The 24,311-nt window shown below is 63.6% G+C and carries 24 protein-coding genes and 1 pseudogene; 10 read left to right on the top strand and 15 right to left on the bottom strand.

The window, feature by feature from the left end; translation table 11 throughout:
- Window positions 1–218 precede the first annotated feature (218 nt).
- From AC07YV_RS24035 to AC07YV_RS24010, 6 genes are read right to left on the bottom strand one after another with little or no spacing between them, the layout of a single operon-like run.
- Window positions 219–1,103, bottom strand: a complete 885-nt coding sequence (locus tag AC07YV_RS24035; RefSeq protein ID WP_102701691.1) for a ChaN family lipoprotein — start codon at window positions 1,101–1,103, stop codon at window positions 219–221.
- A gap of 56 nt (window positions 1,104–1,159) precedes the next feature.
- Window positions 1,160–1,927, bottom strand: coding sequence for a heme ABC transporter ATP-binding protein (locus AC07YV_RS24030; RefSeq protein ID WP_102701690.1), 768 nt, complete (start codon window positions 1,925–1,927; stop codon window positions 1,160–1,162).
- A complete protein-coding gene (locus tag AC07YV_RS24025; protein WP_173900848.1) occupies window positions 1,927–2,910 on the bottom strand; it encodes a FecCD family ABC transporter permease in 984 nt (327 codons plus the stop codon). The genes AC07YV_RS24030 and AC07YV_RS24025 overlap by 1 nt, the downstream gene beginning before the upstream one ends.
- A gap of 50 nt (window positions 2,911–2,960) precedes the next feature.
- On the bottom strand, window positions 2,961–3,845 hold the full coding sequence (locus AC07YV_RS24020; protein WP_102701688.1) for a heme/hemin ABC transporter substrate-binding protein: 885 nt from the start codon (window positions 3,843–3,845) through the stop codon (window positions 2,961–2,963).
- 12 nt (window positions 3,846–3,857) lie between these two features.
- Window positions 3,858–4,928, bottom strand: coding sequence for a hemin-degrading factor (locus AC07YV_RS24015; protein ID WP_102701687.1), 1,071 nt, complete (start codon window positions 4,926–4,928; stop codon window positions 3,858–3,860).
- A 17-nt stretch (window positions 4,929–4,945) separates the two neighbouring features.
- Window positions 4,946–5,758, bottom strand: a complete 813-nt coding sequence (locus AC07YV_RS24010) for an energy transducer TonB (protein ID WP_102701686.1) — start codon at window positions 5,756–5,758, stop codon at window positions 4,946–4,948.
- Window positions 5,759–6,002: 244 nt separating this feature from the next.
- Between AC07YV_RS24010 and AC07YV_RS24005 the strand changes: the two genes are divergently transcribed.
- From AC07YV_RS24005 to metE, 3 genes are all read left to right on the top strand, one after another.
- Complete coding sequence (locus tag AC07YV_RS24005; protein ID WP_102701685.1) at window positions 6,003–8,231, top strand: TonB-dependent hemoglobin/transferrin/lactoferrin family receptor; 2,229 nt, start codon at window positions 6,003–6,005, stop codon at window positions 8,229–8,231.
- 256 nt (window positions 8,232–8,487) lie between these two features.
- On the top strand, window positions 8,488–8,859 hold the full coding sequence (locus AC07YV_RS24000; RefSeq protein ID WP_102701683.1) for a nuclear transport factor 2 family protein: 372 nt from the start codon (window positions 8,488–8,490) through the stop codon (window positions 8,857–8,859).
- Window positions 8,860–8,995: 136 nt separating this feature from the next.
- Complete coding sequence (gene metE / locus AC07YV_RS23995) at window positions 8,996–11,284, top strand: 5-methyltetrahydropteroyltriglutamate--homocysteine S-methyltransferase (RefSeq protein ID WP_102701682.1); 2,289 nt, start codon at window positions 8,996–8,998, stop codon at window positions 11,282–11,284.
- A 497-nt stretch (window positions 11,285–11,781) separates the two neighbouring features.
- Here the strand turns inward: metE and AC07YV_RS23990 are convergent, their stop codons facing one another.
- From AC07YV_RS23990 to AC07YV_RS23950, 9 genes and pseudogenes are all read right to left on the bottom strand, one after another.
- A complete protein-coding gene (locus tag AC07YV_RS23990; protein ID WP_102701681.1) occupies window positions 11,782–12,453 on the bottom strand; it encodes a class I SAM-dependent methyltransferase in 672 nt (223 codons plus the stop codon).
- A 14-nt stretch (window positions 12,454–12,467) separates the two neighbouring features.
- Window positions 12,468–12,680 (bottom strand): DUF4287 domain-containing protein, encoded by a 213-nt coding sequence (locus AC07YV_RS23985; protein ID WP_008002604.1) that lies wholly within the window; start codon window positions 12,678–12,680, stop codon window positions 12,468–12,470.
- 51 nt (window positions 12,681–12,731) lie between these two features.
- Window positions 12,732–13,283 (bottom strand): cytochrome C, encoded by a 552-nt coding sequence (locus AC07YV_RS23980; RefSeq protein WP_102701680.1) that lies wholly within the window; start codon window positions 13,281–13,283, stop codon window positions 12,732–12,734.
- A 224-nt stretch (window positions 13,284–13,507) separates the two neighbouring features.
- Window positions 13,508–14,029 (bottom strand): methylamine dehydrogenase light chain, encoded by a 522-nt coding sequence (locus tag AC07YV_RS23975; protein WP_007978110.1) that lies wholly within the window; start codon window positions 14,027–14,029, stop codon window positions 13,508–13,510.
- A gap of 18 nt (window positions 14,030–14,047) precedes the next feature.
- Window positions 14,048–14,668 (bottom strand): methylamine dehydrogenase accessory protein MauD, encoded by a 621-nt coding sequence (gene mauD / locus AC07YV_RS23970; RefSeq protein ID WP_085728207.1) that lies wholly within the window; start codon window positions 14,666–14,668, stop codon window positions 14,048–14,050.
- 5 nt (window positions 14,669–14,673) lie between these two features.
- A complete protein-coding gene (locus AC07YV_RS23965) occupies window positions 14,674–15,213 on the bottom strand; it encodes a MauE/DoxX family redox-associated membrane protein (protein WP_102701679.1) in 540 nt (179 codons plus the stop codon).
- 11 nt (window positions 15,214–15,224) lie between these two features.
- Window positions 15,225–16,373, bottom strand: coding sequence for an amine dehydrogenase large subunit (locus AC07YV_RS23960; protein WP_095968170.1), 1,149 nt, complete (start codon window positions 16,371–16,373; stop codon window positions 15,225–15,227).
- Window positions 16,374–16,725: 352 nt separating this feature from the next.
- Window positions 16,726–18,198 carry a sensor histidine kinase gene (locus AC07YV_RS23955; RefSeq protein ID WP_102701678.1) on the bottom strand — a complete coding sequence of 491 codons (1,473 nt, stop codon included), beginning with the start codon at window positions 18,196–18,198 and terminating at the stop codon, window positions 16,726–16,728.
- Window positions 18,199–18,385: 187 nt separating this feature from the next.
- A pseudogene (locus AC07YV_RS23950) lies at window positions 18,386–18,463 on the bottom strand (outer membrane lipoprotein carrier protein LolA); the annotation flags it as partial.
- Between the two features lie 69 nt (window positions 18,464–18,532).
- Here AC07YV_RS23950 and AC07YV_RS23945 point away from each other — a divergent pair.
- From AC07YV_RS23945 to AC07YV_RS23915, 7 genes are read left to right on the top strand one after another with little or no spacing between them, the layout of a single operon-like run.
- A complete protein-coding gene (locus AC07YV_RS23945; protein ID WP_102701677.1) occupies window positions 18,533–19,690 on the top strand; it encodes an acyl-CoA dehydrogenase family protein in 1,158 nt (385 codons plus the stop codon).
- A 30-nt stretch (window positions 19,691–19,720) separates the two neighbouring features.
- On the top strand, window positions 19,721–20,092 hold the full coding sequence (locus AC07YV_RS23940; RefSeq protein WP_007978123.1) for a hypothetical protein: 372 nt from the start codon (window positions 19,721–19,723) through the stop codon (window positions 20,090–20,092).
- A 3-nt stretch (window positions 20,093–20,095) separates the two neighbouring features.
- Window positions 20,096–20,581, top strand: a complete 486-nt coding sequence (locus AC07YV_RS23935) for a nuclear transport factor 2 family protein (RefSeq protein WP_102701676.1) — start codon at window positions 20,096–20,098, stop codon at window positions 20,579–20,581.
- Window positions 20,578–21,702, top strand: a complete 1,125-nt coding sequence (locus tag AC07YV_RS23930; protein ID WP_102701675.1) for an amidase — start codon at window positions 20,578–20,580, stop codon at window positions 21,700–21,702. The genes AC07YV_RS23935 and AC07YV_RS23930 overlap by 4 nt, the downstream gene beginning before the upstream one ends.
- A gap of 23 nt (window positions 21,703–21,725) precedes the next feature.
- Entirely contained in the window at window positions 21,726–23,009 is a 1,284-nt protein-coding gene (locus tag AC07YV_RS23925) for an aromatic ring-hydroxylating oxygenase subunit alpha (RefSeq protein WP_102701674.1), read from the top strand.
- Window positions 23,006–23,506, top strand: coding sequence for an aromatic-ring-hydroxylating dioxygenase subunit beta (locus AC07YV_RS23920; protein ID WP_102701673.1), 501 nt, complete (start codon window positions 23,006–23,008; stop codon window positions 23,504–23,506). The genes AC07YV_RS23925 and AC07YV_RS23920 overlap by 4 nt, the downstream gene beginning before the upstream one ends.
- A gap of 10 nt (window positions 23,507–23,516) precedes the next feature.
- Window positions 23,517–24,257, top strand: a complete 741-nt coding sequence (locus AC07YV_RS23915) for an SDR family NAD(P)-dependent oxidoreductase (protein ID WP_102701672.1) — start codon at window positions 23,517–23,519, stop codon at window positions 24,255–24,257.
- Window positions 24,258–24,311 lie beyond the last annotated feature (54 nt).

The following is a 24,311-nucleotide window of genomic DNA, read 5'->3' as shown; positions in this document are numbered from 1 at the left end:
GGGGTGGATACGACCATTGGACCGGCGCAGAGGCGTGACATAGTGTCGCGCCGTCAGGGCGAGAGAGCTCTTGTGGCGAGGGGGCTTGCCTGTGGCGAGGGAGCTTGCTCCCGCTGGACTGCGCAGCAGGCCCTCTTTTTTTTGGGGTCGCTACGCAACCCAGCGGGAGCAAGCTCCCTCGCCACAGGCAAGCCCCCTCGCCAATGTTTCGGTCGCGTTTAACGACGCAACTTCGCGCAATGATCCTGTTCCGGCTGTGCGGCCGTGTACCACACGTAATCCGCGCTCTCGGCGGTCACGGTCTTGCCCGCTTCGGCGAGGATCAGCACGGCGTTGCCTTCACCGGCACCGAGGTCTTTCAAGTGCAGCGGCACCCCGAGATCCTTGCGCACGTGAAAGGCCCCGGCCAGCAGCAACGCCGGCGTCGGCGAGGCCATCAGGCGTTCGGCCATGCGACGGTCGCGTTGTTGCTGCACGGCGAGCATGGCCGGCATTTGTGATTCGGGCAGCAGACCGCAATGGGATTGGCGGATGTCGTCCAGCAAGGTCGCCTGCACCTGTCGGGTGGTGGACGCTTCGCCTTTCAACTCAGGGCGCTGTCGATAGATCTGCATGATCTGTGCGCGGTCCAGATTCGCCGCCAGCAGCGGATAGGGTTGGCGCAGCGCGTAGGTGACGAGGGCACCGTAGACACTCCAGTCCCAATTGGCCTGCCAGGCCAGCGCCTTGAACGCATCGGCCGGCGGCTGGCCAGCGCGGGTCGCGGCTTGCGCGGCATCGACTTTGGCCTGTTGATCGGGATTGAGCATCTCCATCAGCAGGCTGCCCTGGGCACGCTGTGCCGCCAGCTCGCGCAGCAACCACAATTGCAGGGCGTGGTGGTCCGGGTTGTCGTGCTGTTCACCGACCAGAACCCGCGGCGCGACGGCCAGGCGTTCGACCAGTTCCTGCGGTGTCAGCGTGCGACCGCTGGCGAGTTCGCGGATGACGCCGAGATCGGCGTGATCGCGCCCTTGCGGGGCAATCGGCGCCGGGGGCGGCGTTACAGAATGGGTTTGGCAGGCAGCCAACAGGCTGAACGCACACAGCAGCAGAAAGCGCATCGGTTTTCCTTGAATAGACATAAGCCCCCTCGATCAACGAAGGAGGGGGGACGGTATCAGCGCGCGATGATCAACGGGTGGCCGCGTTCCGGGTGTTGGTGAATCAGCACCTCCAGGCCATACACCGCCGCCAGCGCCTCGGCGGTCAGCACCTGTGCCGGTGGACCGTAGGCGTGGGGCAGGCCCTGTTGCAACAACAGCAGTTGATCGCAGTAACGCGCCGCCAGATTGAGGTCGTGCAGAATCACCAGCACCGCTGCACCGCGCTCGGCAAAGTCGCGCACGGCTTGCAAAATGGTGTGCTGGTGCAGCGGATCGAGCATCGACGTCGGTTCATCGAGCAGCAGGGTTTGCCCTTCGGCCCCCGGCCAGAGTTGAGCGAGCACCCGCGCCAGATGCACGCGCTGGCGTTCACCGCCGGACAGCGCCAGGTAACTGCGTCCGGCAAGATGAAGCGCATCGGCCGCTGACAGCGCCTCGGCGACGATTTCGCCATCGCGCACGCGGCCGCTGGCGTGAGGCAGGCGCCCCATGCCCACGACTTCATTGACCGAGAACGCAAAGTTCAGGCTCGAACTCTGCGGCAGCACGGCCAGGCGCCTGGCCCGTTCCTGGCCCGGCCAGTCGGCGAGTGGACGCTCGTCGAGGCTGACCGTGCCTTCGCTGGTCGGCAGTTCGCCGCACAAGGCGGCGAGCAGGGTGCTTTTGCCGGCGCCGTTCGGTCCCAGCACACCGAGCACTTCGCCGGGGCGCAATTGGATATCGATGTTCGCCAGTACCGTGCGGTTGCCACGACGTACCAGCAAGTTGTTTGCCCGCAGCATCAGGAACGCCCTCGTACCAGCAGATAAAGAAAGAACGGCGCGCCGATCAGTGCGGTCACGATGCCGATCGGCAATTCGGCCGGCGCCAACAGCAGGCGCGCGGCTAGGTCGGCCAGCAACAGCAGGCTCGCACCGGCGAGCAACGACGCGGGCAGCAACACCCGGTGATCCGGGCCGACCAGCAGGCGCATCAGGTGCGGCACCACCAGGCCGATGAAACCGATCAGGCCGGCCGCCGCGACGGCCGCGCCGACGCCGAGCGCCGTGCACAACACCAGCTCAAGCTTGATGCGCTCGATGTCGAAGCCCAGGTGACGGGCCTCCGACTCGCCCAGCAGCATGGCGTTGAGTGCCGCCGCGCGACGTGGCAACCACAGCGCCACGCCCACAGTGACGATCAGCAATGGCCACAGGCGCGGATAGCTGGCGCCGTTGAGGCTGCCCAGGTTCCAGAACGTCAGGGTGCGCAGGGTCGCGTCATCGGCCAGGTAGGTGAACAGACCCACGCCGGCACCGGCCATGGCCGTCATCGCCACCCCCGCCAACAGCATGGTGGCAACGTCGGTTTGCCCGTTGCGGCGGCCGAAGCGATACACCACCGCCGTGACGATCAAGCCACCGGCGAAGGCGCTGACCGACAGCAGGTAAGGTTCGATGGCCGGTGGCACGCCACCCAGCAAACTGCCGCCGACGATGGCGAGGGCGGCACCCAGCGCGGCACCGCCGGAGACGCCGACCAGGCCCGGGTCCGCCAAGGGGTTGCGGAACAACCCCTGCATCGCCACGCCGGACAACGCCAGTACCGAGCCCACGGCGATGCCGAGCAGACTGCGCGGCAGACGGATCTGACCGAGGATCAGCTCCGCCTGCTGCGTGTCACCCCCGTCAAGCGGCAACCCCAGCAGGCGCATCCCGGCCAGCAAGGTATCGCCCAGCGGCAGGCTCACCGGCCCGAGGGCCAGGGACAGCCAGAACACCAGCACCAGCAACAGCAGTAAACAGATCAAGGTCGGACGCGGCCGGAAAATGGCCGTCATGGGTGGGTCTCGGCAGTCTGCGCCTTGACATCCGGATAGAACGCCGTGGACAGACGCGTCAAGGCGTCCGGCACTCGCGGGCCAAGGCCACCGACCAGCAGCGTCGGGTCGATCACCAGCACCCGGCCATCACGCCCGGCCTGGGTTTGCGCCAGGATCGGGTTCTGTTCCAGCAGGGCTTTGCGGGCCGCATCGCCTTGCAGTTTGCCACCGGCGAAGATGATCACCTGCGGGTCCAGACTCAGCATGGCTTCGCTGGAGACCGGTTTGTAGCCGTTGTGCTCGCCCAGGCTCTTGCCGCCGGCCTGCTGGATCATCCAGGCCGCCAGGGTGTCCTTGCCCGCCACTTGCAGGTTGCCACCGGAGTGGCTGAGCAGCATCAGCACCCGGGGCGCCGGTTGCTGTTGCTGCGCCAGCCTGACCCGATCGGCCTGGGTTTGCAGACGCTTGAGGTAGCCCGCCATCTGCGCCTGGGCCTCGGTTTCCTTGCCCAGCAGTTGGCCGAGTTCGGTCAGGTTGTGTTGCAGGGCCGGCACGTCGGCCTTGGCCGACAGCAATTCAATGCGCACGCCGGCGGCCTTGAGTTGCTCCAACACCGGTGGCGGCCCCATTTCGTTGCTGCCCACCAGAATGTCCGGCTTCAGGGCCAGGATGCCTTCGGCCGCCAGTGCACGCTGGTAGCCGACGCCCGGCAGGCTGTGCAGCGATGGCGGGTACTGGCTGGTGCTGTCGATACCCACCAGCTTGCTTTCGCCGCCCAGGGCGACCACCCATTCGCTGAATGCGCCGCCGGCGCTGACCCAGCGCTGGGGCAGGGCGTCGGCGACGGCCATCTGGCTGACGAGCACGCCGGCACAGGCCAGCAGTGTTTTGATACGCATCGGGACTCTTCCTTAGCCGATCAGAGGGGTGGCGGTTTCAGCCAGGGCACGCCAGTCGTCACGCTCAGGAATGCCCGGCTTGCGCACACCGAACAACTGGATCACCAGTTCGCCTTCGGCATCGAAACCTTCGTAGCTGGTGATGATGCCATCGACGCTCGGCTTGCGCACACGCCACAACTCGGTCACGCCGGTCGTCTTCAGGTGCAGGTTGAACATCGGGTCGAGCACGTTGAACCAGGTGTCCATCCAGCGCAGGTTGCTGACCGGCCCTGAGTGAATCTGAATGCAGTGCTTGTTGCCGACGAACACCATGATCGGCACTTCGCGCTTGCCGGCTTCTTCGATGACCCGGGTCAGCTCGACGGTGGCCAAGGGTTCGGCCCACTCGTGACCGGCCAGGCGCAGGGCCTGGGTGCGCGCCACGTCGTTGCGCTTGAGCAGCATGAAGAAGTCGTGGGTGTCCTTGAGCTGCGACCATTCGCTGCGCAGGGTGTCGACGTCCACTTCGCTGTCGACGCGTGGCGCCTTGGCCTGTGGCAGCGGTTGCAGGTCCAGTTCGGCCGTCTGTTGTTCGGCACGGAAACGCTCGACCAGCGGTGCCCAGGCGGCATCGAAGCTGGTGGCGGTCAGGTAGACCTTGTGCACGGCCAGGCCCTGGCGGTCGAACACCTGGAGGCTGCGCTGCGGACCGCGCGGGGTGTTTTCATCGACGGCGAATACGCTGGCCCAGCCGCTGAGGAACAGGCGCAGGTCGATGTCCGGCGACAGCACCATGCCCATCTGGCCGCTGCCCATCACGGTCACTTCGCTGTACACACCTTTGCGCTCGTGCACGCAATGCTCGTTGCGGGTCAGGGCCATGATGGTGCCCAGTTCACCCAGCGCCGGCAGCAGTTCCTTCCATTCCGGACGCAGGCGCACGGTATCGGTGCCCAGGCGGCTGGCGGTCAGTTCAGCTTCGCTGACACCCAGTTTGGCCGCGGCATCGCGGGCGCGCAGGCCGGGTTGTTCGGCGCGCAGTTGTTGCCAGCTCTGGTACAGGGCCGGGGCGACTGGCAGGGCGGAAGTATTGGCGGTCATGTGATGCTCCTTCAGGATCAACGGTTCGCCGTGAGGGCGAATTCTATTGGTATCTCTACACGGCTGGGCACAGCCCGGCCGTCGACAATTTCGGGGCGGAAACGCCAGGTGGTCACTGCTTCGAGAGCAGCCTGGTCAAGGCTTTCAACCCCCGAGGAACGCACCAGCGTCAGCTTGAGTTGCTGGCCGCGCTCGTCGAGGCGCACCTCGATCCGCACCACACCCTGCTGGTTGCGACGGCGGGCAGTGTTGGGATAACGGGGCGCCGGGGGAGGGGTGACGAAAGACGGGCGCAGGCTGACCACCGGGGTGAGCATGGGCGTCGGAGCGGCAGCGACGGGGAGGGTCGGGTTGGCGTTCTGTGCGGGCGCGGCGGCGGGCGTCGCTGCCGGTGCCGGTCGAGTCGGGGTCTGCGCCATGGTGGCCGGAAGCTCCACGGGGTCGGCACGACGGGGTTCCGGTCTGGTTTCGCCACGAGGTTCGGCAGGCGGTTGTGGCTTGCCTGGCGCCTTGACCAAGGACGGCTGGGTGCTGACCGGCAGCGGCTTGACCGGTGTCGGTGCGGTCTCGGCTTTCGCCGTTTCAGGTTGTTTCGTAGGTACAGGCGCAGGTACAGGCGCAGGTGCTGATGCCGGCATCGGGGCAGGTGCGCGCACGGGCTGCGGCGGAGTGGGTGCGGGCACGGCAATCGGTGCCAGCGTCACCAACTGAATCGCCATCGGCGGCTGAAAGGCCAGGGGTTCGGGCGCGGCCTGAATCTCGCGAACGAGCCATCCGGCGCTCAGATGCAGCGCAATCGATAACCCCAGACAACCCCAGAAGTGCTTCATGCACACTCGTTCCAGTTTTAAGCGGAATGCATATGGTAATAATTTGCATTTACAAGTCAAGCTGGTTATCTTCGCCGCCGCTGCCGACGAGCGTTTTTGTATACATCCCATCAGCAGAACGGGGCCAAACGCTTTGTCCATAAAAAAATCAAACACACGCCGGACAGTGTCCGTCGCCCATGCAGACCCCCTTCAACACCCTGCATGCAAGTGACCCCTGTCAGATCCCAGGAGTAAAAGTTAGATGTCGATCCGCCCGCCATTCGCCATGCGTCCCTGGCTCTGCTTGCTGTTGCTCTCGCCTTCGCTGGCCTTTGCCGCTGAACCCGTTACCCAGTTCGATACCGTCAGCGTGACCGCCACCCGCACCGAGCAGACCCTGCTGCAAGTGCCGAGTACCGTGTCGGTGCACAGCGAGCGTGAAATCGATCAGCAAAACGACAAGGACCTCAAGGATGTGGTGCGTTACGAGCCGGGCGTTTCGGTCAGCGGCACCGGCAGCCGTTTCGGCCTGTCCGGGGCGAACATCCGCGGCATCGACGGCAATCGCGTACTGACCCAGGTCGACGGCGTGCGCGTGCCGCAAAGCAACGCTTTCAGCCCGTTCCAGGACGTGCGCAGCAACTACGTCGACCTCGACACCATCAAGCAGGTGGAAATCATCCGCGGCCCGGCGTCCTCGTTGTACGGCAGCGACGCCATCGGCGGTGCGGTCAGCTACCTGACCAAGGATGCCGGCGAGTACCTCGAAGACGGCGACGACACCTACGCGCGATTCAAGACCGGCTACGACGGCAGCGATGACAGCTGGCAGCGCAGCGCCACGTTCGCCGGGCGTACCGGCACGGTCGACGGCCTGCTGCACCTGGGTCGCCGCGACGGTCAGTCCACCGACACCGCAGGTAATGTCGGTGGTGTAGGCGCATCGCGCACCGAAGCCAACCCGCTGAACTACACCACCGAAAACGTGCTGGCCAAACTGGGCTGGGACTACGGCGAGGGCGACCGCCTGCAGTTCACCTACGAGCGCTACCAGGATGACGCCAACAGCAACCTGCTGAGCGATATCGTCACCCGCGCCACCCTCACCAGCCCGGCGATTCTCGGCTCCACGGCCGATGACAGCATCGACCGCACCCGCTACAGCCTGGCCCATACCCTGGCCCTGGACAGCGCGATGGCCGACAAGCTGCAATGGCAGTTGAACTATCAGGAAAGCAGCAACGACCAGGACACTTATCAGCAGCGCCAGACCACCTCGCGGGTCAATCGCGTGCGCACCCGTCAGTCGACTTACGATGAGCGCCTGTGGAGCCTGAACACCCAGCTGGACAAGGAATTCGCGATTGCCGACACCCGGCATCACCTGATCTACGGTGCCGAGGTCAAACGCATCGAGTCGAGCAACAAGCGTACGGGTCAAGAAGTGCGCCTGGACACCGGCGCCATTGTGCCGGCCACGGAGAACTTCCCGGTCAGCGACTTCCCGGATCCGACCAGCGAATCCCTGGGCCTGTTCGTCCAGGACAGTATCGAGGTCGGCCGCTGGACCCTGTTGCCAGGCCTGCGCTACGACTACTACCGTCAGACACCGCACGTCACGCAGGAATACCTCAACGGTTTGCCCTCGGACACCGATCCCTCGCGCCTCTCCGACGATCACATTTCGCCGAAATTCGGCGTGACCTATCAGCTGACCGAACACGAAAGCGTCTACGGCCAGTACGCTGCCGGCTTCCGCGCGCCGAACCCGGTCAACATGTACGGTGAGTTCAGCAACCCGCAATTTGGCTACAAGCAAATCGGCAACCCGAACCTCAAGCCGGAAACCAGCAACAGCTTCGAGACCGGCCTGCGCGGTCGCTATGACCTGGGCAGCTTCGGCATCGCGCTGTTCTACAACAAATACAAGGACTTCATCGAAACGGTCAGCTTCACCGATCCGACCAGCGACATCCCGCTGACCTTCCAGTCGCAAAACGTGAGCAAGGTCACCATCCGTGGTGCCGAAGCCAAGGGTGACATCAAGCTGGACGCCTTCATGCCGGCAGGTACCCGTGCCCTGGGTTCGATTGCCTATGCACGCGGCAAGAATGAGGAAACCGGCGAGGCGCTCAACAGTGTCGACCCGCTCAAGGCTGTCATGGGCCTGGCCTACGATGCACCGAGCGGTGTGTATGGCGGCCAGGTCATGTGGACCCTGGTTCAGTCCAAGGACCGCGTCGACCACAGCGGCGATGCCGACTTGCTGATCAACCGCCAGTTCGAGACCCCGGGCTATGGCACCCTCGACCTGACGGCCTGGTGGCAGGTGACGCAGGAAGTGTCGATCAACGGCGGCCTGTTCAACGTCACCGACAAGAAGTACTGGAACTGGGGTGACGTGCAGGGCCGCGACGAAAACGCAGCGGGTCTTGATCGTATGACTCAGCCTGGGCGTTATGCGGCGGTCAACCTGATCTGGGAGATTTGATCAGTGTGACCTGGTGTTATTCCTGCAGAAATACATGACTTGTGGCGAGGGAGCTTGCTCCCGCTGGACTGCGCAGCAGTCCCCTTTATGGGGCCGCTGCGCGACCCAGCGGGAGCAAGCTCCCTCGCCACTGTTTTTTTTTGCGTGGGCTCCGCGCCTCCGGTCGTAAAACCGCGCAACTGCACGAGCGCTGCCTAGACTTTCTGCTTGATCAGCCTGGGGGAGACTGTCGGTCAAGACAACCAGAGGTTCAATCATGAGCACTCAATCGATAGATACCGAACAGATCCACCTGGTGGTGCGTCATTACGTGGAGGGCATGGTCTTCGCCAATGAAGCGCTGTTGCGCAAGGCCTTTCATCCAGACTGTCGCATCATCGGTCACTTCCAGAAGGTGCTTGAATGGGCTTCCCTGGATGAGTTTGTCATCGCCATCAAGGCCGAAATCCCGGCGCCTGCCGGTACGCAGCCGTTTTGGCAGGTGATCAGTCTCGATGTCACCGGCGACGCCGCGGCGGTCAAGGTCATCGATGATTTCGCCGGGATACGGTTTACCGATTACCTGTCGTTGCTGAAGGTGGACGGTCGCTGGGTGATCATCAACAAGCTTTATTACTATCAGGCGTAGTGCGTCGCGCTTCGACGCAAAGGCCTGCGTCTATCTTCATGAAATAAACTCGTGATCATCACGATTTAAATGAGTTTGTCTCACCAGGGCTCAACTACCGACAATGACGCCATCAACCACATGGAGTTTTATTGTCATGGCATTGGCCCATTCCCTTGGATTTCCGCGCATCGGCCGCGACCGTGAACTGAAAAAGGCCCAAGAGGCGTTCTGGAAGGGCGAGCTGGACGAAGCCGGCCTGCGCGCCGTTGGCCGTGACCTGCGCAAGACCCACTGGGACTTGCAGAAAAAGGCCGGGATCGAGCTGTTGCCAGTCGGCGACTTCGCCTGGTACGACCAGGTCCTGACCCACTCGCTGATGTTCGGTGTGATCCCTGAGCGTTTCCGCCCGCACGATGGCAAGGCCAGCCTGCAGACCCTGTTCGGCATGGCGCGCGGTGTGAGCGACAGCTGTTGCGGCGGTGCCCACGCCCAGGAAATGACCAAGTGGTTCGACACCAACTATCACTACCTGGTCCCGGAATTCAGCGCCGACCAGCAGTTCCAGCTTGGCTGGGATCAACTGTTCGAAGAAGTCGAAGAAGCCCTCGCACTGGGGCACAACGTCAAGCCGGTGATCATCGGCCCGCTGACCTACTTGTGGCTGGGCAAGGCCAAGGGTGCCGGGTTCGACAAGCTCGAACTGCTCGAACGCCTGCTGCCGCTGTACGGCCAGATCTTCCAGCGCCTGGCGGCACAGGGCGTTGAGTGGGTGCAAATCGACGAGCCGATCCTGGTCCTCGATCTGCCTCAGGACTGGAAAAACGCCTTCGAACGCGCCTACAACCTGATCCAGCGCGATCCGCTGAAGAAGCTGGTCGCCACTTACTTCGGTGGCCTGGAAGAGAACCTCGGCCTGGCCGCCAACCTGCCGGTGGATGGCCTGCACATCGATCTGGTGCGTGCACCTGAACAGTACCCGACCATTCTCGACCGCCTGCCAGCCTATAAAGTGCTGTCGCTGGGTGTGGTCAACGGCCGTAACGTCTGGCGCTGCGATCTGGAAAACGCCCTGGCCACCCTGCAGCACGCTCACGAACGCCTGGGCGATCGCCTGTGGGTCGCGCCGTCCTGCTCGCTGTTGCACAGCCCGGTTGATCTGGGCCGCGAAGAGCAACTCGATACCGAGCTGAAAAGCTGGCTGGCGTTTGCCGTGCAGAAGTGTGAAGAAGTCGCGCTGCTGGCTCAGGCGGTCAACGAGCCCGAGGCGCCGAACGTGCTCGATGCGCTGAGCCAAAGCCGCGCCGTTCAGGCGGCCCGTGCTGCATCGCCACGCATCCACAAACCGGCTGTTCAGGCCCGTGTGGCCGCGATCAGCGCCAGGGACAGCCAGCGTCAATCGCCGTTTGCCCAGCGTATTGCCAGGCAACGCGCCGGCCTGAACCTGCCACTGTTCCCGACCACCACCATTGGTTCGTTCCCGCAAACCGCGTCGATCCGTCTGGCGCGCCAGTCGTTCAAGCAAGGCAAGCTGACCGAAGCCGAATACACCGAAGCCATGCACAGCGAGATTCGCCACGCCGTGCAAGTGCAGGAATGCCTGGGCCTGGATGTGCTGGTTCACGGTGAAGCCGAGCGCAACGACATGGTCGAATACTTCGCCGAGCAACTCGACGGCTATGTGTTCACGCGTTTTGGCTGGGTGCAGAGCTACGGTTCGCGCTGCGTGAAACCGGCGGTGATCTTCGGCGACCTGAGCCGCCCGAAAGCCATGACCGTGGAGTGGATCCGCTACGCCCAAGGCCTCACCGACAAAGTGATGAAGGGCATGTTGACCGGTCCCGTGACCATGCTGATGTGGTCGTTCCCCCGTGAAGACGTGACCCGTGAAGTACAGGCTCGTCAGCTGGCCCTGGCCATTCGCGACGAAGTGGTGGACCTGGAAGCCGCCGGGATCAGGATCGTGCAGATCGACGAAGCCGCGTTCCGCGAAGGCTTGCCGTTGCGCCAGGCGCAGTGGCAGCACTACCTGGACTGGGCGACCGAAGTGTTCCGCCTGTGCGCCTCGGGTGTGCGTGACGAAACCCAGATCCACACCCACATGTGCTACAGCGAGTTCAACGATGTGATCGAGTCCATCGCCGCCATGGATGCCGACGTGATCACCATCGAAACCTCACGCTCGGACATGGAGTTGCTGGACGCGTTCGAAGCCTTCGCCTACCCGAACGACATCGGCCCCGGCGTGTACGACATCCACTCGCCACGGGTGCCGGACGCCTCGGAAATGGCCAACCTGCTGCGCAAGGCCGCCAGGCGCATTCCCGCCGACCGCCTGTGGGTCAACCCGGACTGCGGCCTGAAAACCCGCGGCTGGCCGGAAACCGAAGCGGCGCTGGTGCACATGGTCAACGCTGCGCGTCAGTTGCGTAAAGAATGGGCCTGACGCTTTGCTGGATCTACCACTGAACCCTGTGGGAGCGAGCCTGCTCGCGAAGGCGGCATGACAGACACCGGAGTAGTGACTGCCAGACCGCAATCGCGAGCAAGCTCGCTCCCACAGTGACCTGGTTAGTTCGCAGATTTTGCGCTCAACCGCTGAACCTGTGGGAGCGAGCTTGCTCGCGATGACGGACTGTCAGGCGACATCGATGTCGAATGTGCCGGCCTCTTCGCGGGCAAGCCCGCTCCCACAATGATTTGGTTAATTCGCAGATTTTGCGCTCAACCGCTGAACCTGTGGGAGCGAGCCTGCTCGCGAAGGCGGCATGACAGACACCGGTGTAGTGACTGCCAGACCGCAATCGCGAGCAAGCTCGCTCCCACAGTGACCTGGTTAGTTCGCAGATTTTGCGTACAGCCCCTTAACCTGTGGGAGCGAGCTTGCTCGCGATGACGGAGTGTCAGGCAACATTGATGTCGAATGTGCCGGCCTCTTTGCTCCTACAACCGCGGCTCGGCCACCAACAGCAACGACTGCGGCACAGGGCTTTGCGGGTGCTGCGGTTCTTGCAAGCCGGCCAGTACAAAACCCGCCATGTCCAGCGCGTTGAGCCAACTGGACAGGGTGCGGAAGTACCACGGCATGGGCTGCCACTGGCCCTTGAACCCGGCAAAGGTCTCCTCCCGCCAGCCATCCTGATAGTCGCCCGCCGCAACGGCCCACGGGTGCAGCGTCTGGATCACCAGCGCGCCGCCAGGGGCGAGCAGGCTGTTCATGGCGCCGAGCAGGGGGATGATGTCCTGATGCAGCAGGGCGAAGTTGGCGCAGATCAGGTTGTAGTCGCGGCCGATGTCGACGGCTGCCGCTGCCAGCTGTTCATAGCTCGCCAGATGCACCGGTGCAGCACCCGCCGCCCGCGCCGCTTCCACCAGCGTCGCATCGCCATCCACACCGACCGCCTCGATGGCCCGGTCCGTCAGTGCACGCAACAGCCAGCCTTCGCCGCAACCCAGGTCGAGCACCCGCTCGGGCTGGCGCCCCAGCACCGCCAGCAGAATGGCCTGGTCGGTGACCTTCAGACGGCTTTCGATGGTGCCCGTGCGGATGGCGTCGATCCAGGCCCGGGCATTGTGGTGCCAGCTGTCGAGGAGGGTGGATTCGGGGGCGGGCATGGCGTTGTCCGGCGCTAGGTGGCCGTTGCCAAATGATAGGCAACCAACGCGTTGGCGTGGCCATGCCCCATGCCGTGTTCGGTCTTGAGCCAGGCCACCATTTCCATGTGTTTCTTGTCGCTGAGGGTTTTAAGCAGGTCCAGCCAATGGCTGATCGGCTGCCCATACTTCTTCTCGATTGACGGGAAGTACGAAGCCGGTCCTTTGGGTTTTGTCTCTTCGGTCACGATGCAAACTCCCTTTTCGCTTTTGTGGATTCGAAAGCAGCACCGGCTACGTTACTGATTTGCCGTCGGCGAGTCCATCGTTCCAGCAGTCATCCCGTCATCGATGGCGATGCCCCGGACGCGCATGGCCTTGATCAACTCGCTGCGGGTGCCGGGCAGGTTGAGCATGGTCTGGGCGCGCAGCGCCGCGACTTCTTCGGCGGTGTAAGGCTGATAGTCGGCCGGCAGGCTTTCGCCCGCCATGCCGTCTTTACGCATCAGCCAGTTGAGCAAGTCCGCCAGTTGCGCGTTGTTCAGCGCCGACTGCGACATGCCCGGCACCCGCACGAGGAATTCGCGGCCGCCCGGTACCTTCAGGAAGTTGCCGACAAAGCCTTTCATCCGTGGCGTGTCATTGGCGGCGGAACCCGTGCCGTCGCCCAGGTGGCAACCGGCGCATTGCAACTGATAGTTGACGCCGACGCCGTACCCGGCCTGGGCAATCGGTTTTTGCACCTCTTCGTTGCCCGGCGCATGGCCCTGCGCCGGGTCGGGAATAGCCCGGGCGAACGCGACCGGGGCGCTCAGGGCGCAGACGAGTCCGAGCAATATCAACCTACGCATAAAACAGACCTCCGCTGATGACCGGTTTGGCACCTTCATGTAGGAGCGAGCTTGCTCGCGAAGAACTCAAGGGCGCCGCGTTGAACCAGATAGCCCGCGTTATCGTTGACGGTCTTCGCGAGCAGGCTCGCTCCTACAGGTACACAGACAAAGCAGTAAAAAAATGAAAAGCAGCCACAGAAAAAAACCGCCGATTGCGCGAGCAACCGGCGGAAAGTGCGCGTTTAGACGGCGACGCCGCGGATCACCGAAACGGTGCAGTGGTAGATGTGCGACTTGGCGGCCAGGCACCAGTTCACATCGTTGTTGTTGAACGGGCGGTAAGCCGGTTCTTCACTGTCGTTACGGGTACAGGCGCACTGGGCGCAGCTTTGCTTACCGCAGCAGTCGTTGTAGGAAATGATGTAGTCCTTGCCATCGGCCGGGTTGCGGCAGGTGCCGATCCAGGTCACTTGCGAGGCTTCGGTGCCTGGCGGGCAGGAGGTCACCGAACCGCCGCAGCAGCTGCACAGAAAGCCGTCGATGGAGCAGTAGCGCCAGTAGTCGCAGCTGTTTGGATCACCCGGGTCGCCAGCCTGCGCCGGCTCCGCGGCCAGGGCCTTGCTGGTACGGTCCAGCGGCAGCAGCAAGGGCAGGGCGGCACCGGCCACCATCAGCGAGCCCATGCGCGACAGCAATTTGCGGCGCGAGGTGGTGTCGGCCACACGGCGGGTCGAGCGCTCGAACAACAGATCCAGCAGTTTCATAAACGTCTCCCTGCCTTATCAGTGGCTATGGCCGTGGCTGTGGTCGTGAGTGTGGGGTTGGGCATTGAGGTACTGCTGCAGCGTGGCGTGCTTGAGGTGCTCGACTTCGAACAGGCTGTCCAGGTGCTCGCGGGAGTTGACCAGGCCCTTGGCGCGCAGGGTGCCGGCCTTGTCGATCAGCGCGGCGTACGGCAGCTTGCCGATCTGGTAGGTCATGCCCACTTCCGGGCCGACCACGTAGGTGGCGTCTTCGAGTTTGTGTTCACGGATCAGCGCTTGCTGGGCGTCCATGTCGCCATCGCTGACGAACACCACATCCAGGCTGCCCGCTTGTTCCTTGGCGATGGATTTGATCGCCGGCAGCAGCGACTTGCAGATCGGGCATGTCGGCGAGAGGAAGAACAGCAATTGCGATTTTTCACCGGCATAACCGAAGTTCACCGGGCGACCGTGACGATCGCTGGCAGTGATTTGCGGCGCGGGTTCATTGACCGCCACGCCTTTGTCGACCATCAGCGCGCCGGCCGGGGCCAGACGCCCGTGCAGCACGCCAATCTGCCGCACCAGGCCCATGACGACAAACGCCACGGCCACCAGCAGCACCCAGAGCAGAACGTTGGAAACAATCAAGCCTTCCATTTCGATTACCTACCAATCAATTTGAGCAGAAGAGGGGAGTTCGCCAGCAAGCCATCGGCCGCGGCGTAGATGAGCAACGCGACCGCGGCGGCGGCCAGGGTCACGAAGCCATCGAACAGGTTGAGGTCGCGGGCCACCGGCGCCACGCTGGCCACCAGTGCAAGCAGCACCAGTGCGCTGTTGCGCGCCAGCAGGACCGGGCGCAGCGGTTGTGCCTGGTCGGGACCGGCGCAACCGCAGTCGATGTCCGCGCGACCGCGCCACAGGTTGATGCCGATGGCGGCGGCGTACAGTGCCAACAGGCTGGCGGCGCTCACCGCGGCGTAACCTCGGCTGACCGGCATCAGCAGGGCAAAGGCGATGGCCAGTTCCAGCAGCGGCACCAGCCGTGCCGTCGGGCGCACCAGCGCCTGGGGCAGCAGTTGGTAGTCCGCCAGTTGCCGGGCGAAGCGGGCCGGCGTGCGCAACTTGTGGGTGGCGGCGCTGGCCAGCAACACCGCGATGGCGATGGCGCTGGCAATGATGAAGATCGGATCTGTGTGCATGGCCGAACCTCTCAGTAGCTCAGGACCTGAGTCGCGGTCTTCGCGACTTTCGGCATGCTGCCGGTGAGCTTGTTGGTCTTCAGATCGAAAATCTGCAAACCGCCTTCCACATCGGTGCCGAGCAACAGCGGCTTGTCGTCACCGGTGGCCTGCATGCTCCACACCGGAACCGGGGCTTCCAGGGTCGCTACTTTCTTGTGGGTCTTGAGGTCGAACGCCCAGATCAGCGGGCTCGGGTCTTCCCACTTCATGGCTTCGTGGGCGTCGTGCATCAGCACATACAGGCGGTCCAGCTTCGGTGCCACGGCCATCAACTGCCAGCCACCCGGTGCCCAACCGGCCTTCTTTTCTTCGTCGGTAACCAGCGACCAGGACGGCAGGATCTTCGGCGCGCTACCTGCGAAATCCACCGGGCGCACGGTGCCGGTCGTGGTGGTGAAGTAGTAGGTGTCGCCGACGTTGACCGCGCGCTCCACCAGTTTTTCCGCGTTCGGATCAAAGAACGGCGTGCGGCTGCGCGCAGTTTCCTGGCCCTGATCGTTGAGGGTCACCACTTGCAGGCTGCCGTCGCCGCACAGCGAGGCGAAGCGGCGGTTGCCGATCGGGTAGTTGAGCACGCAACCGGGAATGGCGATTTCCGTGGCAACGGCCTTGGCCTGGGTATCGACCACAGTGACCGAGGTCGACGGCGTGAAGTTGTAGACATAGACGAACTTGTCGTCGCCACTCGGCTTGAGCGCATAACGCTGGGTCAGCGATTCGGCGCGCTTGTTCGGGATCAGCACTTCCCAGGCCGGCGACAGGGTCGAACTGTCCCACGCGGTCAGCACATCGGTACGGGTACCGCGGGTGCCGCGCGAATACCAGATGTCCGCACTGTAGAGGGTCTTCTTGTCATGGCTGAGGGTCGACGGCGCGGCAAAACCGGTCGGCACCATGCCGAGGATGCGCTTCTGGTCCGGGTCGACCACGGTCACGCGGCCGGCGACGAAACTGTCGAACTCGACGTCGATGACAAACGCGCGGTGAGCTTCGGGTGGAAACGCCAGAACGGTCTGGCCAATCGTACCGGCGGGCAGGTCCGCGCGGGCACTGTTTAAACCGAGTACAAGCAGGCTCAGGCCAAGCGCTGACTGTACGGAGATCCTGTTTGTTCGCATAAGGGGAACTTCCTGAATTGTTGGTAACGCGGATCGCGGGTGCTTTGGCAGATTTTTACCCTTTGATTCTGCCGTGCCCCGCGATCAGGAGAATTGCCCTGCCTGCCAAGTGTTTGTGTGTCTGTGCCAGTGTCGTGAAACCCTCTTCATGCGCGCTGAAATTGCCAGTGAAATCATTGTGGCGAGGGGGCTTGCCCCCGTTCGGTTGCGAAGCAGCCGCAAAACCTGCTGGCACGGTGTGACTGGAAAATGCTGGGGCCGCTTCGCGACCCAACGGGGGCAAGCCCCCTCGCCACAGGGTTTGTGTAAGGCCACAGGGTTTGTGTATGTCAGACCAGAGGAGTTGTGCTGGTCAGGCGAGTGGAAGGGAAAAGCTGAAGACCGCGCCGCACGGCGTCAGGTTTTGCGCCCAGATATCGCCCCGGTGGCGGCCGATGATGTTCTTGCACAGCGCCAGGCCAATGCCGTTGCCGCTGACCTTGGAGGAGAAAAAGCCGTCGAACAGCTTCTCCTGCGCCTGGGCCTGGATGCCACGGCCGCAGTCTTCGATGCGCACCAGCGCCACCTCGTTGTCGCGGCTGGCCTGGATACGCAACACGCGGCGTTCGGCGGGCAGGTCGGCCATTTCTTCGATGGCGTTGAAGGCCAGGTTGAGGATCACCTGGCCGATCAGCACCTTCTCGCAACTCACCATCAGCGGTTCGGGCGAGGCGATGATTTCCACGCGCACCCGGCTCGGATCGGCCCGCAGGCTGATGAAGTAGCGGGTTTCGCGCAGCAGCTCATTAAGGTCGACCCGCTCTTCCGATTGCTCCAGCTTGACCACGTAATCGCGCACGCTCTTGATGATCACCGAGGCATGCTCGATTTGCCGTACCGCGTTTTGCAAACCCCAGGCGACGTCCTGATCGGTTTCGCCGGCGTTGCCCAGGCGAATCATCGTGCCTTCGATGAAGTTGCGGGTGGCGGCCAAGGGTTGGCTCAGTTCGTGGGCGATGGCCACGGCCATTTCACCCATGGCGTTGTAGCGCGCCAGGTACTCGAGCTTCTGCTCGCTGACCCGCCGCGCCTCCTCGGCCTGGACCTGCTCGGTGACGTCGCGGAACAGCAGCAGATGGCCGACCAGATCATCCTCGATCTCGATGTAGCGGCAGGTCGCGTCATGCCAGCGCCACTCGCCATCCCGGCGCTGCACCTTGTAATGCACGTTGAACGGCGCGTGTTCCGGCGTTTCATGGGCAAATTGTTGCAGCAGGCGCTGGCTGGATGCGTCGTCGCACCAGGCCAGGAAGTTCTTGCCCATCAGCTGGTGCACTTCGCTGTTGAGCAGGTGCGCGCCGGAGTCGCTGATAAAACGGATGTCACCCTCGGGGCCGAGCACCGCCACGCCTTCGGCCAGGTCCTGCATGAAGGCCTTGAGCCGGCTTTCGAAACGTTTGAGGTCGCGCTTGACCTTGTCCTCTTTGGAGATGTCGCGGAACTGCACCATCAACACATCGCGACCGTCCAGGTGCACCAGGGTCGCCACCGCCTCGGAAAGAATCTCCACCCCTTGCTTGGAGCGATAGCACCACTCGATGGCGCGCTGCCCGGTGCGCGCGGCGCCTTCGAGCCAGCGCAAGCCGACCGAACGCCGGTACTTCGGCGCATCGCGGGTCATGTCCGGGGCCTTGAGCGGCGTCAGTTCCTCCAGGGTAAAGCCCAGCGCCGCCAGGGCAGCGGCGTTGGCCCAGAGAATCTCCTTGGTGTGCGCGTCATGAAGAATGATGCACAGCGGCATGGCTTCGATCAGGGCAAAAAAGTCGTTCGGTTTTGGCAGGTACATCGCACGGCCCCTGGCGGCAGAGATTTGCAGTATGGCGTTTTATACCTGCTCGCACAGCGCGATGCGCTCAGAGGTAACCGGCGTGGACCTAGGGGTTTTCTTTAGCGAGGGGGCTGCACGCACCAATAGTGGCGGGCGGATGCGGTTTTTACACTGGACTCCAATGCAAGGGCAACGACCCGACCCTTGTAGGAGCGAGCTTGCTCGCGATGAACCTGAGAGCGCCACGGGGTGCCAGGTTTCCAGCGTCATCGTTGACGACCATCGCGAGCAAGCTCGCTCCTACAAGGAGCGGTGGAGCCCTCTAACAATAATCAAAACGGAGAACTAGCCCATGCTGCGGCAACAAGACCCTGTGTCCGGCCCGGTCGTGCCAATGGTCGAGAGTCAGCTATTTGAGCAGGTGCTGGATGAGGTTCGCCAACGCCGCGAGGAATTCGACGCCGGCTCCCACGTGCCTCGGGACATGATCGAGCGCTTCAAGCAGGTGGGCATCTACCGCGCCGCCACGCCGAAATGCTACGGCGGCGACGCCCTGGCACCGGCGTTGTTCCTGCACATGATCGAACGCATCTCCGAAGCCGACGGCTCGGCGGGCTGGGTCGCCAGCTTCGGCAGCGCCGGTGTCTACCTGGCGGCCTTGCCGCCGGAAACCCTGGCTGAAATCTACGCCGAGAGCCCGGACCTGGTGTTCGCCGGCGGGTTGTTCCCGTTGCAGCCAGCCGAGGCGGTGGAAGGCGGCTGGCAGGTCAACGGCACCTGGAAGTTCGCCAGCGGCAGCAAAGGCGCGGACCTGCTGGGTGTCGGCATCGGCGCCAGTGGGGCGGGTGGCAAACCGCGCACGGCGGTGTTCCCGGCCAGCCAGGTCGAGATCGTCGAGAACTGGGATGTGGTCGGCCTCAAGGGTACCGGCAGCCATGACCTGCGTGTCACCGACAAATTCGTCGAGGACCGCTGGACCTTCATCCGTGGCGGGGCTGCAACCATCGACGAACCGCTGTTTCGCTACCCGTCGATCGCCTACGCCGCGCAAGTGCTGGCGGTGGTCAACCTCGGCCTGGCCCGTGCAGCGCTGGACGAAATCAGTCGCATGGCCGGCGCCGGCGGCATTACCGGTGCGCCGAAAATGGCCGACCGCGCTTACGTGCGCATCGAGATCGCCAAGGCCGAAGCCAAGCTGATGGCCGCACGGGGGTTCTTCTACAACGCCACTGAACAGGTGTGGAACTCGATCCTGGCCGGCAACCCGGTCACGCCGGAGCAGACCAGCCTGCTGCGCCTGTCGGCGATCCATGTCTCCCAGGCGGGTGTCGAAGTGGTGCAGAGCGCCTACAGCCTGGCCGGGACCACCGCGATTTACCTGCGTCATCCGCTGCAACGCTACCTGCGTGACTCGATGGTGGTGACCCAGCACGCCTTCCTCAGCGAAGGGCTGTACGACGGCGCCGGCTCGGTGTTCCTCGGCGTGCCGCCGTTCCCGGGCTACATCTGATTTTTCATTACTTTTTCAAGGATCAACACCATGTCCCAAGCTACCCAGGAACCGTTGCGCGTCGTCTTCTGCATCGGCATCACCCAGAACTTTTTCGACCTGCCCACCGGTGAAGGCCTGAGCGTGTGGAAAGGCTTCAGCCAGATGATGGGCTCCCTCGGCGCCATGCCCGGCATCACCGTGCTCGGTGCCATGGACGACGACCGTTTGATGGTCGGCCCGTCCACCACCTCGCCCTGGACCGTGTACATCATGGCCGACGTCGACTGCCACCAGTCGGTGATCGACGCCTGCAACCTGTTCCGCACCACGCCGGTCGGCGAGTACAGCCTGTGGCGCTACGCCAAGGTCGAAGCGCGCATCGGTCGCCCGCTGACCATCCCTGACGCGGCCAGGGTGTAAGCCATGAACGAGGCCTTGCTGCAGCGTCTTCAGACGCTCGAAGGGGAAAGCGCGGTGCGCCGCCTGATGGCGCACTACATGGACCTGTGCGATGTGCCGCGGGCTGTCACCCATGTCAGCGATCTGGCCCGGTTGTTCACCGAAGACGCGGTCTGGGAAGGCGTCGGCAGCCAGACCGCGCAGACCTTCGGTGAGCACCGTGGGCGTGATGCCGTGGCCGCGTTTGTCGGCGGTTACCTGCCGCCGTCCGACCACTTCAAGCTGAACCTGCATTACCTCACCAGCGAGTCGATCGTGGTCGACGGTGATCGGGCGCAGGGGCAGTGGATCATGCAGCAGATTTCCACCTACGCCGATGGCCGCAACGAGCTGTTCGGCACGCGCCTGAACATCGATTTCCGCTACGTCGACGGCACTTGGCTGATCGCGCATTTCCGTACGCAACGGCTGTTCAACACGGAGCTCTTCACTTTGGGAGCGGGCACATGAGTACTTTCATCAGCGAATTCCTCCTCGGTGGCAACGGCAAGCGCGTGGCCATCAAGGACTCCATCGACATCGCCGGCCACCCGACCCGCTCGGGCAGCCGTGCCTTCGCCGATGCACCCGCTGCAACGAAAAACGCCGAAGTGGTCGACGCGATCCTCGATGCCGGCTGGCAGATCGTCGGCAAGACCAACCTGCATGAACTGGCCTTCGGCGTCACCGGCATCAACGACTGGACCGGCACACCGGTGAACCCGCAGGCGCCGGACCGGGTGCCGGGCGGTTCCTCCAGCGGCTCGGCCTCGGCAGTCGCCGCCGGCCTGGCAGACATCGCCCTCGGCACCGACACCGGAGGTTCGGTGCGGGTGCCGGCGGCGTGCTGCGGTATCGCCGGGCTCAAGCCGACCTATGGCCGTGTCAGCCGCATCGGTGCCCATCCACTGGAATCCAGCCTCGATTGCGTCGGGCCGTTCGCCAAAAGCATGGACGACCTGATCGCCGCCATGCAGGTGATTTGCCCAGGCTTTGACGTGCAGGGACTGCCCGCAGACGGCGCGAAAGTCGGCTTCCTCGACGTGGCCTGTGACGCGCATCTGCAAGCCAGTCTCGGTGCCGCGTCCGACCGTGCCGGATGGCGTCGCAGCCATCTGCAATTGAGCGAATTCGAAGCCGCGTTCGCCGCCGGCCTGACCGTGATCAATTTTGAAAACTGGGCCGCGTTCGGTCATCTCACCGGCAAAGGCCTGATCGGTGCCGATGTCGAGACACGTCTGTTGGCGGCCAGCCGCACCACCCGTGAAGAACTGGCCCAGGCCGAAGCCGTGCGCACGCGCTTCACGCAACAGGTGGATGCGGCGCTGGAAGACTTTGCCGTGTTGCTGTTGCCCACGCTGCCGACTTTGCCACCAACCCTCAGCGAAGCCCGCGCCGGCAGCAAGGCCGTGGCTGGCATGACCCCGCTGGTGCGGCCTTTCAACCTCAGCGGCCACCCGGCGCTGACGGTGCCGGTGGAGCTCGATTGCGGCGGATTGAAAGTCGGCCTGCAAATCGTCGGCCGCAAAGGTCAGGACGAACTGGTCTGCGCCTTTGGTGCGCAACTTCAAGCCTCTACAACCCAAATCTGAAAAGAAGCCATGAGGAGAACCGCATGAGCACTCATGAATACCGGCTGATCGCAACGTCGAAAAGCCCCGAAGACCTGGTCAGTCACGACCGCGTCGACGTCTCGCTGTACAACGACCCGGCGCTGTTCGAAGCCGAGCTGGAAAAGATCTTCTACCGCACCTGGGTGTGGGTGGCCCACGAAAGCGAGGTGCGCAACTCAGGCGACTTCAAGACCGCCACCATCGGCCGTCGCCCGGTGATCGTCGTACGCGACAAGAAGAACACCATCAACGTGCTGGAAAACCGTTGCCGCCACCGCGGCGCCACCGTGTGCGAGAAGCACAAGGGCAACGCCACCGGTTTCACCTGCCCGTACCACAGCTGGTCCTATGGCCTGGACGGCAAGCTGCGGGCGCTGCCGTATCCGGACGGCTACGAAGGCATTCTGGAGAAGTCCGAGCTGCCGCTGACCAGCCTGCGCGTCGAAAGCTACGCCGGCATGGTCTTCGCCAGCTACAACGACGAAATCGAACCGCTGGAAGACTTCCTCGGCGGTGCCAGACACTGGATGGACCTGTTCATGAAGCAGGGCGCCGGCTACCCGATCAAGACCCAGGGCGAACACAAGTTCAGTTTCAAGGGCAACTGGAAGATCCAGCTGGAAAACACCACCGACGGTTATCACTTCCCGATCGTGCACAAGTCGTTCATGTCGTCGGTGGACGAAGAAACCTCGGAAATGCTCTCGTTCATGACCGACGAACAAGCCGTGACCCACTCCCTGGGCAACGGCCATAGCGTGATGGTGATGGTGCCGGAGCACGTCGACCTGGATCACGACGACGGCACCGAACAGTTGCAGGAGCGCTTCGCCCACGTCACCGAAGAGCTGTCGAAAACCCTGCCGGCCGATCAGGTCCGTCGCATCGTACGTTCGCTGCACGGCGCCGGTTTCAACCTGAACCTGTTCCCCAACGTGGCGATGTCGATGTCGTTCTTCCGCGTGCTGCGTCCGGTGTCGGTCACCGAAACCGAGATCCGTCACGTGGCCCTCGGCATGGACGGCGGCCCGGAAATCGCCAACCGCGAGCGCATGCGCATCCACGAACACTTCCAGGGGCCGTTCGGTTTCGGCAGCCCTGACGATGCCGAAGCCTGGGACCGCGTACAGCGCGGCTCGTATGCCGGCGTCGACGCGCCGATCCTGGTCAACCGCGGCCTGAACCGCGAAATCACCGCTGAAAACGGCGACAAGGTCAGCCACGCCACCGACGAAGGCGGCATGCGCGGTGCCTACGACATGTGGAAAAGGATGATGAGCCAATGAGCAATCACGACACCCTGAATGGTTTTTCCGGCCCCTTGGCCCAGGCCATCGAATTCATCTGGCGCGAAGCCGAACTGCTCGACCACAAGCACTATGCCGAATGGGCGACCCTGTGGAGCGACAGCGGCAAGTACATCGTGCCGATCGACCCGGACACCGAGGATTTCGAAGCGACCCTCAACTACGCCTACGACGATGCGCGCATGCGTGCCCTGCGCATCGAACGCCTGAGCGCCGGCTTCTCGCCGTCGGCGGTGGACGCGGCGAAAACCATTCGCACCGTCTCGCGTTTCCGTCTGGTGGAAGCGGCCGGTGACATCGTCGAAGTGAATTCCGCGCAGCTGCTGTACGCCTACAAGCGCGGCGTGCACACGCCATTCGTGGCCGAGCTGAACCACCGCATCCGCTTCACCGACGGCGTACCGACCCTGGAACGCAAGGTGGTGCGCCTGATCAACTCAACCGACAGCCTGAGCGCGCTCGGCTTCCTTTTGTGAGGGCACCATCATGAGTCGAGTAGCCCTCGTAACGGGTGCCTCGCGCGGGCTGGGCGAGTGCATCGCCCGCCGTCTGCATGCGGCAGGTTATCGCGTCGCCCTGGCGGATGTGCGCCTCGATGGCGTGCAGCAACTGGCGTTGCAACTCGATGGCAGCGGCGCCAGCGCCATGGCCATCGAGCTGGATGTGCGCAGCAAGGCCGACTTCCAGCGTGCCCGCGACCTGCTCGTCGGGCAGTGGGGCGGCACCGACATTCTGGTGAACAACGCCGGTGTGTCGAAAGTCGCGGCGCTGATGGACATCACGCCAGAAGAGTTCGACGAGTCGATGGCGATCAACCTGCGCGGCACCTTCGTGGCCTGCCAGGTGTTCGGCGCGCACTTTGCCGAGCGTGGCTTCGGGCGCATCGTCAACATCGCGTCCCTGGCCGGGCAGAACGGCGGTACTGCCACCGGCGCGCACTACGCGGCGGCCAAGGGCGGCGTGGCGACCCTGACCAAGGTTTTCGCCCGTGAACTGGCGTCGCAAGGGGTGACGGTCAACAGTATTTCGCCGGGTCCGCTGGACTTGCCGGTGGTGCGCGAAACCGTGGCGCCGGAGCGTCTGGAGCAGATCCTGAAAATGATCCCGGCCGGCACCCTCGGTGATCCAGCGTTCATCGCCGACAGCGTGTTGCTGCTGATCGCCGACAACGCCGCCTCCGTAACGGGCGCGTGCTGGGACATCAACGGCGGCTTGTTCATGCGCTAAACAGCACACCCCCCTGTAGGAGCTGCCGCAGGCTGCGATCTTTTGATCTTGATT

Source organism: Pseudomonas sp. GW456-E7 (genome assembly GCF_059424105.1).
The sequence above is the reverse complement of the archived record's forward strand: the minus strand, read 5'-3'. Positions and strand labels throughout refer to the sequence as shown.

What these genes read in the sequence shown, in the direction of transcription:
- AC07YV_RS24020 (WP_102701688.1), bottom strand. Translation starts at nt 3,845, where the DNA reads ATGCGTATCAAAACACTGCTGGCCTGTGCCGGCGTGCTCGTCAGCCAG.
- AC07YV_RS23935 (WP_102701676.1), top strand. Translation starts at nt 20,096, where the DNA reads ATGAACGAGGCCTTGCTGCAGCGTCTTCAGACGCTCGAAGGGGAAAGC.
- AC07YV_RS23965 (WP_102701679.1), bottom strand. Translation starts at nt 15,213, where the DNA reads ATGCACACAGATCCGATCTTCATCATTGCCAGCGCCATCGCCATCGCG.
- AC07YV_RS23980 (WP_102701680.1), bottom strand. Translation starts at nt 13,283, where the DNA reads ATGCGTAGGTTGATATTGCTCGGACTCGTCTGCGCCCTGAGCGCCCCG.
- AC07YV_RS23960 (WP_095968170.1), bottom strand. Translation starts at nt 16,373, where the DNA reads ATGCGAACAAACAGGATCTCCGTACAGTCAGCGCTTGGCCTGAGCCTG.
- AC07YV_RS23940 (WP_007978123.1), top strand. Translation starts at nt 19,721, where the DNA reads ATGTCCCAAGCTACCCAGGAACCGTTGCGCGTCGTCTTCTGCATCGGC.
- AC07YV_RS24030 (WP_102701690.1), bottom strand. Translation starts at nt 1,927, where the DNA reads ATGCTGCGGGCAAACAACTTGCTGGTACGTCGTGGCAACCGCACGGTA.
- AC07YV_RS23975 (WP_007978110.1), bottom strand. Translation starts at nt 14,029, where the DNA reads ATGAAACTGCTGGATCTGTTGTTCGAGCGCTCGACCCGCCGTGTGGCC.
- AC07YV_RS23990 (WP_102701681.1), bottom strand. Translation starts at nt 12,453, where the DNA reads ATGCCCGCCCCCGAATCCACCCTCCTCGACAGCTGGCACCACAATGCC.
- AC07YV_RS23920 (WP_102701673.1), top strand. Translation starts at nt 23,006, where the DNA reads ATGAGCAATCACGACACCCTGAATGGTTTTTCCGGCCCCTTGGCCCAG.
- AC07YV_RS24015 (WP_102701687.1), bottom strand. Translation starts at nt 4,928, where the DNA reads ATGACCGCCAATACTTCCGCCCTGCCAGTCGCCCCGGCCCTGTACCAG.
- metE (WP_102701682.1), top strand. Translation starts at nt 8,996, where the DNA reads ATGGCATTGGCCCATTCCCTTGGATTTCCGCGCATCGGCCGCGACCGT.
- AC07YV_RS23915 (WP_102701672.1), top strand. Translation starts at nt 23,517, where the DNA reads ATGAGTCGAGTAGCCCTCGTAACGGGTGCCTCGCGCGGGCTGGGCGAG.
- AC07YV_RS24000 (WP_102701683.1), top strand. Translation starts at nt 8,488, where the DNA reads ATGAGCACTCAATCGATAGATACCGAACAGATCCACCTGGTGGTGCGT.
- AC07YV_RS23955 (WP_102701678.1), bottom strand. Translation starts at nt 18,198, where the DNA reads ATGTACCTGCCAAAACCGAACGACTTTTTTGCCCTGATCGAAGCCATG.
- AC07YV_RS23930 (WP_102701675.1), top strand. Translation starts at nt 20,578, where the DNA reads ATGAGTACTTTCATCAGCGAATTCCTCCTCGGTGGCAACGGCAAGCGC.
- AC07YV_RS23945 (WP_102701677.1), top strand. Translation starts at nt 18,533, where the DNA reads ATGCTGCGGCAACAAGACCCTGTGTCCGGCCCGGTCGTGCCAATGGTC.
- AC07YV_RS23925 (WP_102701674.1), top strand. Translation starts at nt 21,726, where the DNA reads ATGAGCACTCATGAATACCGGCTGATCGCAACGTCGAAAAGCCCCGAA.
- AC07YV_RS24010 (WP_102701686.1), bottom strand. Translation starts at nt 5,758, where the DNA reads ATGAAGCACTTCTGGGGTTGTCTGGGGTTATCGATTGCGCTGCATCTG.
- AC07YV_RS24005 (WP_102701685.1), top strand. Translation starts at nt 6,003, where the DNA reads ATGTCGATCCGCCCGCCATTCGCCATGCGTCCCTGGCTCTGCTTGCTG.
- mauD (WP_085728207.1), bottom strand. Translation starts at nt 14,668, where the DNA reads ATGGAAGGCTTGATTGTTTCCAACGTTCTGCTCTGGGTGCTGCTGGTG.
- AC07YV_RS24035 (WP_102701691.1), bottom strand. Translation starts at nt 1,103, where the DNA reads ATGCGCTTTCTGCTGCTGTGTGCGTTCAGCCTGTTGGCTGCCTGCCAA.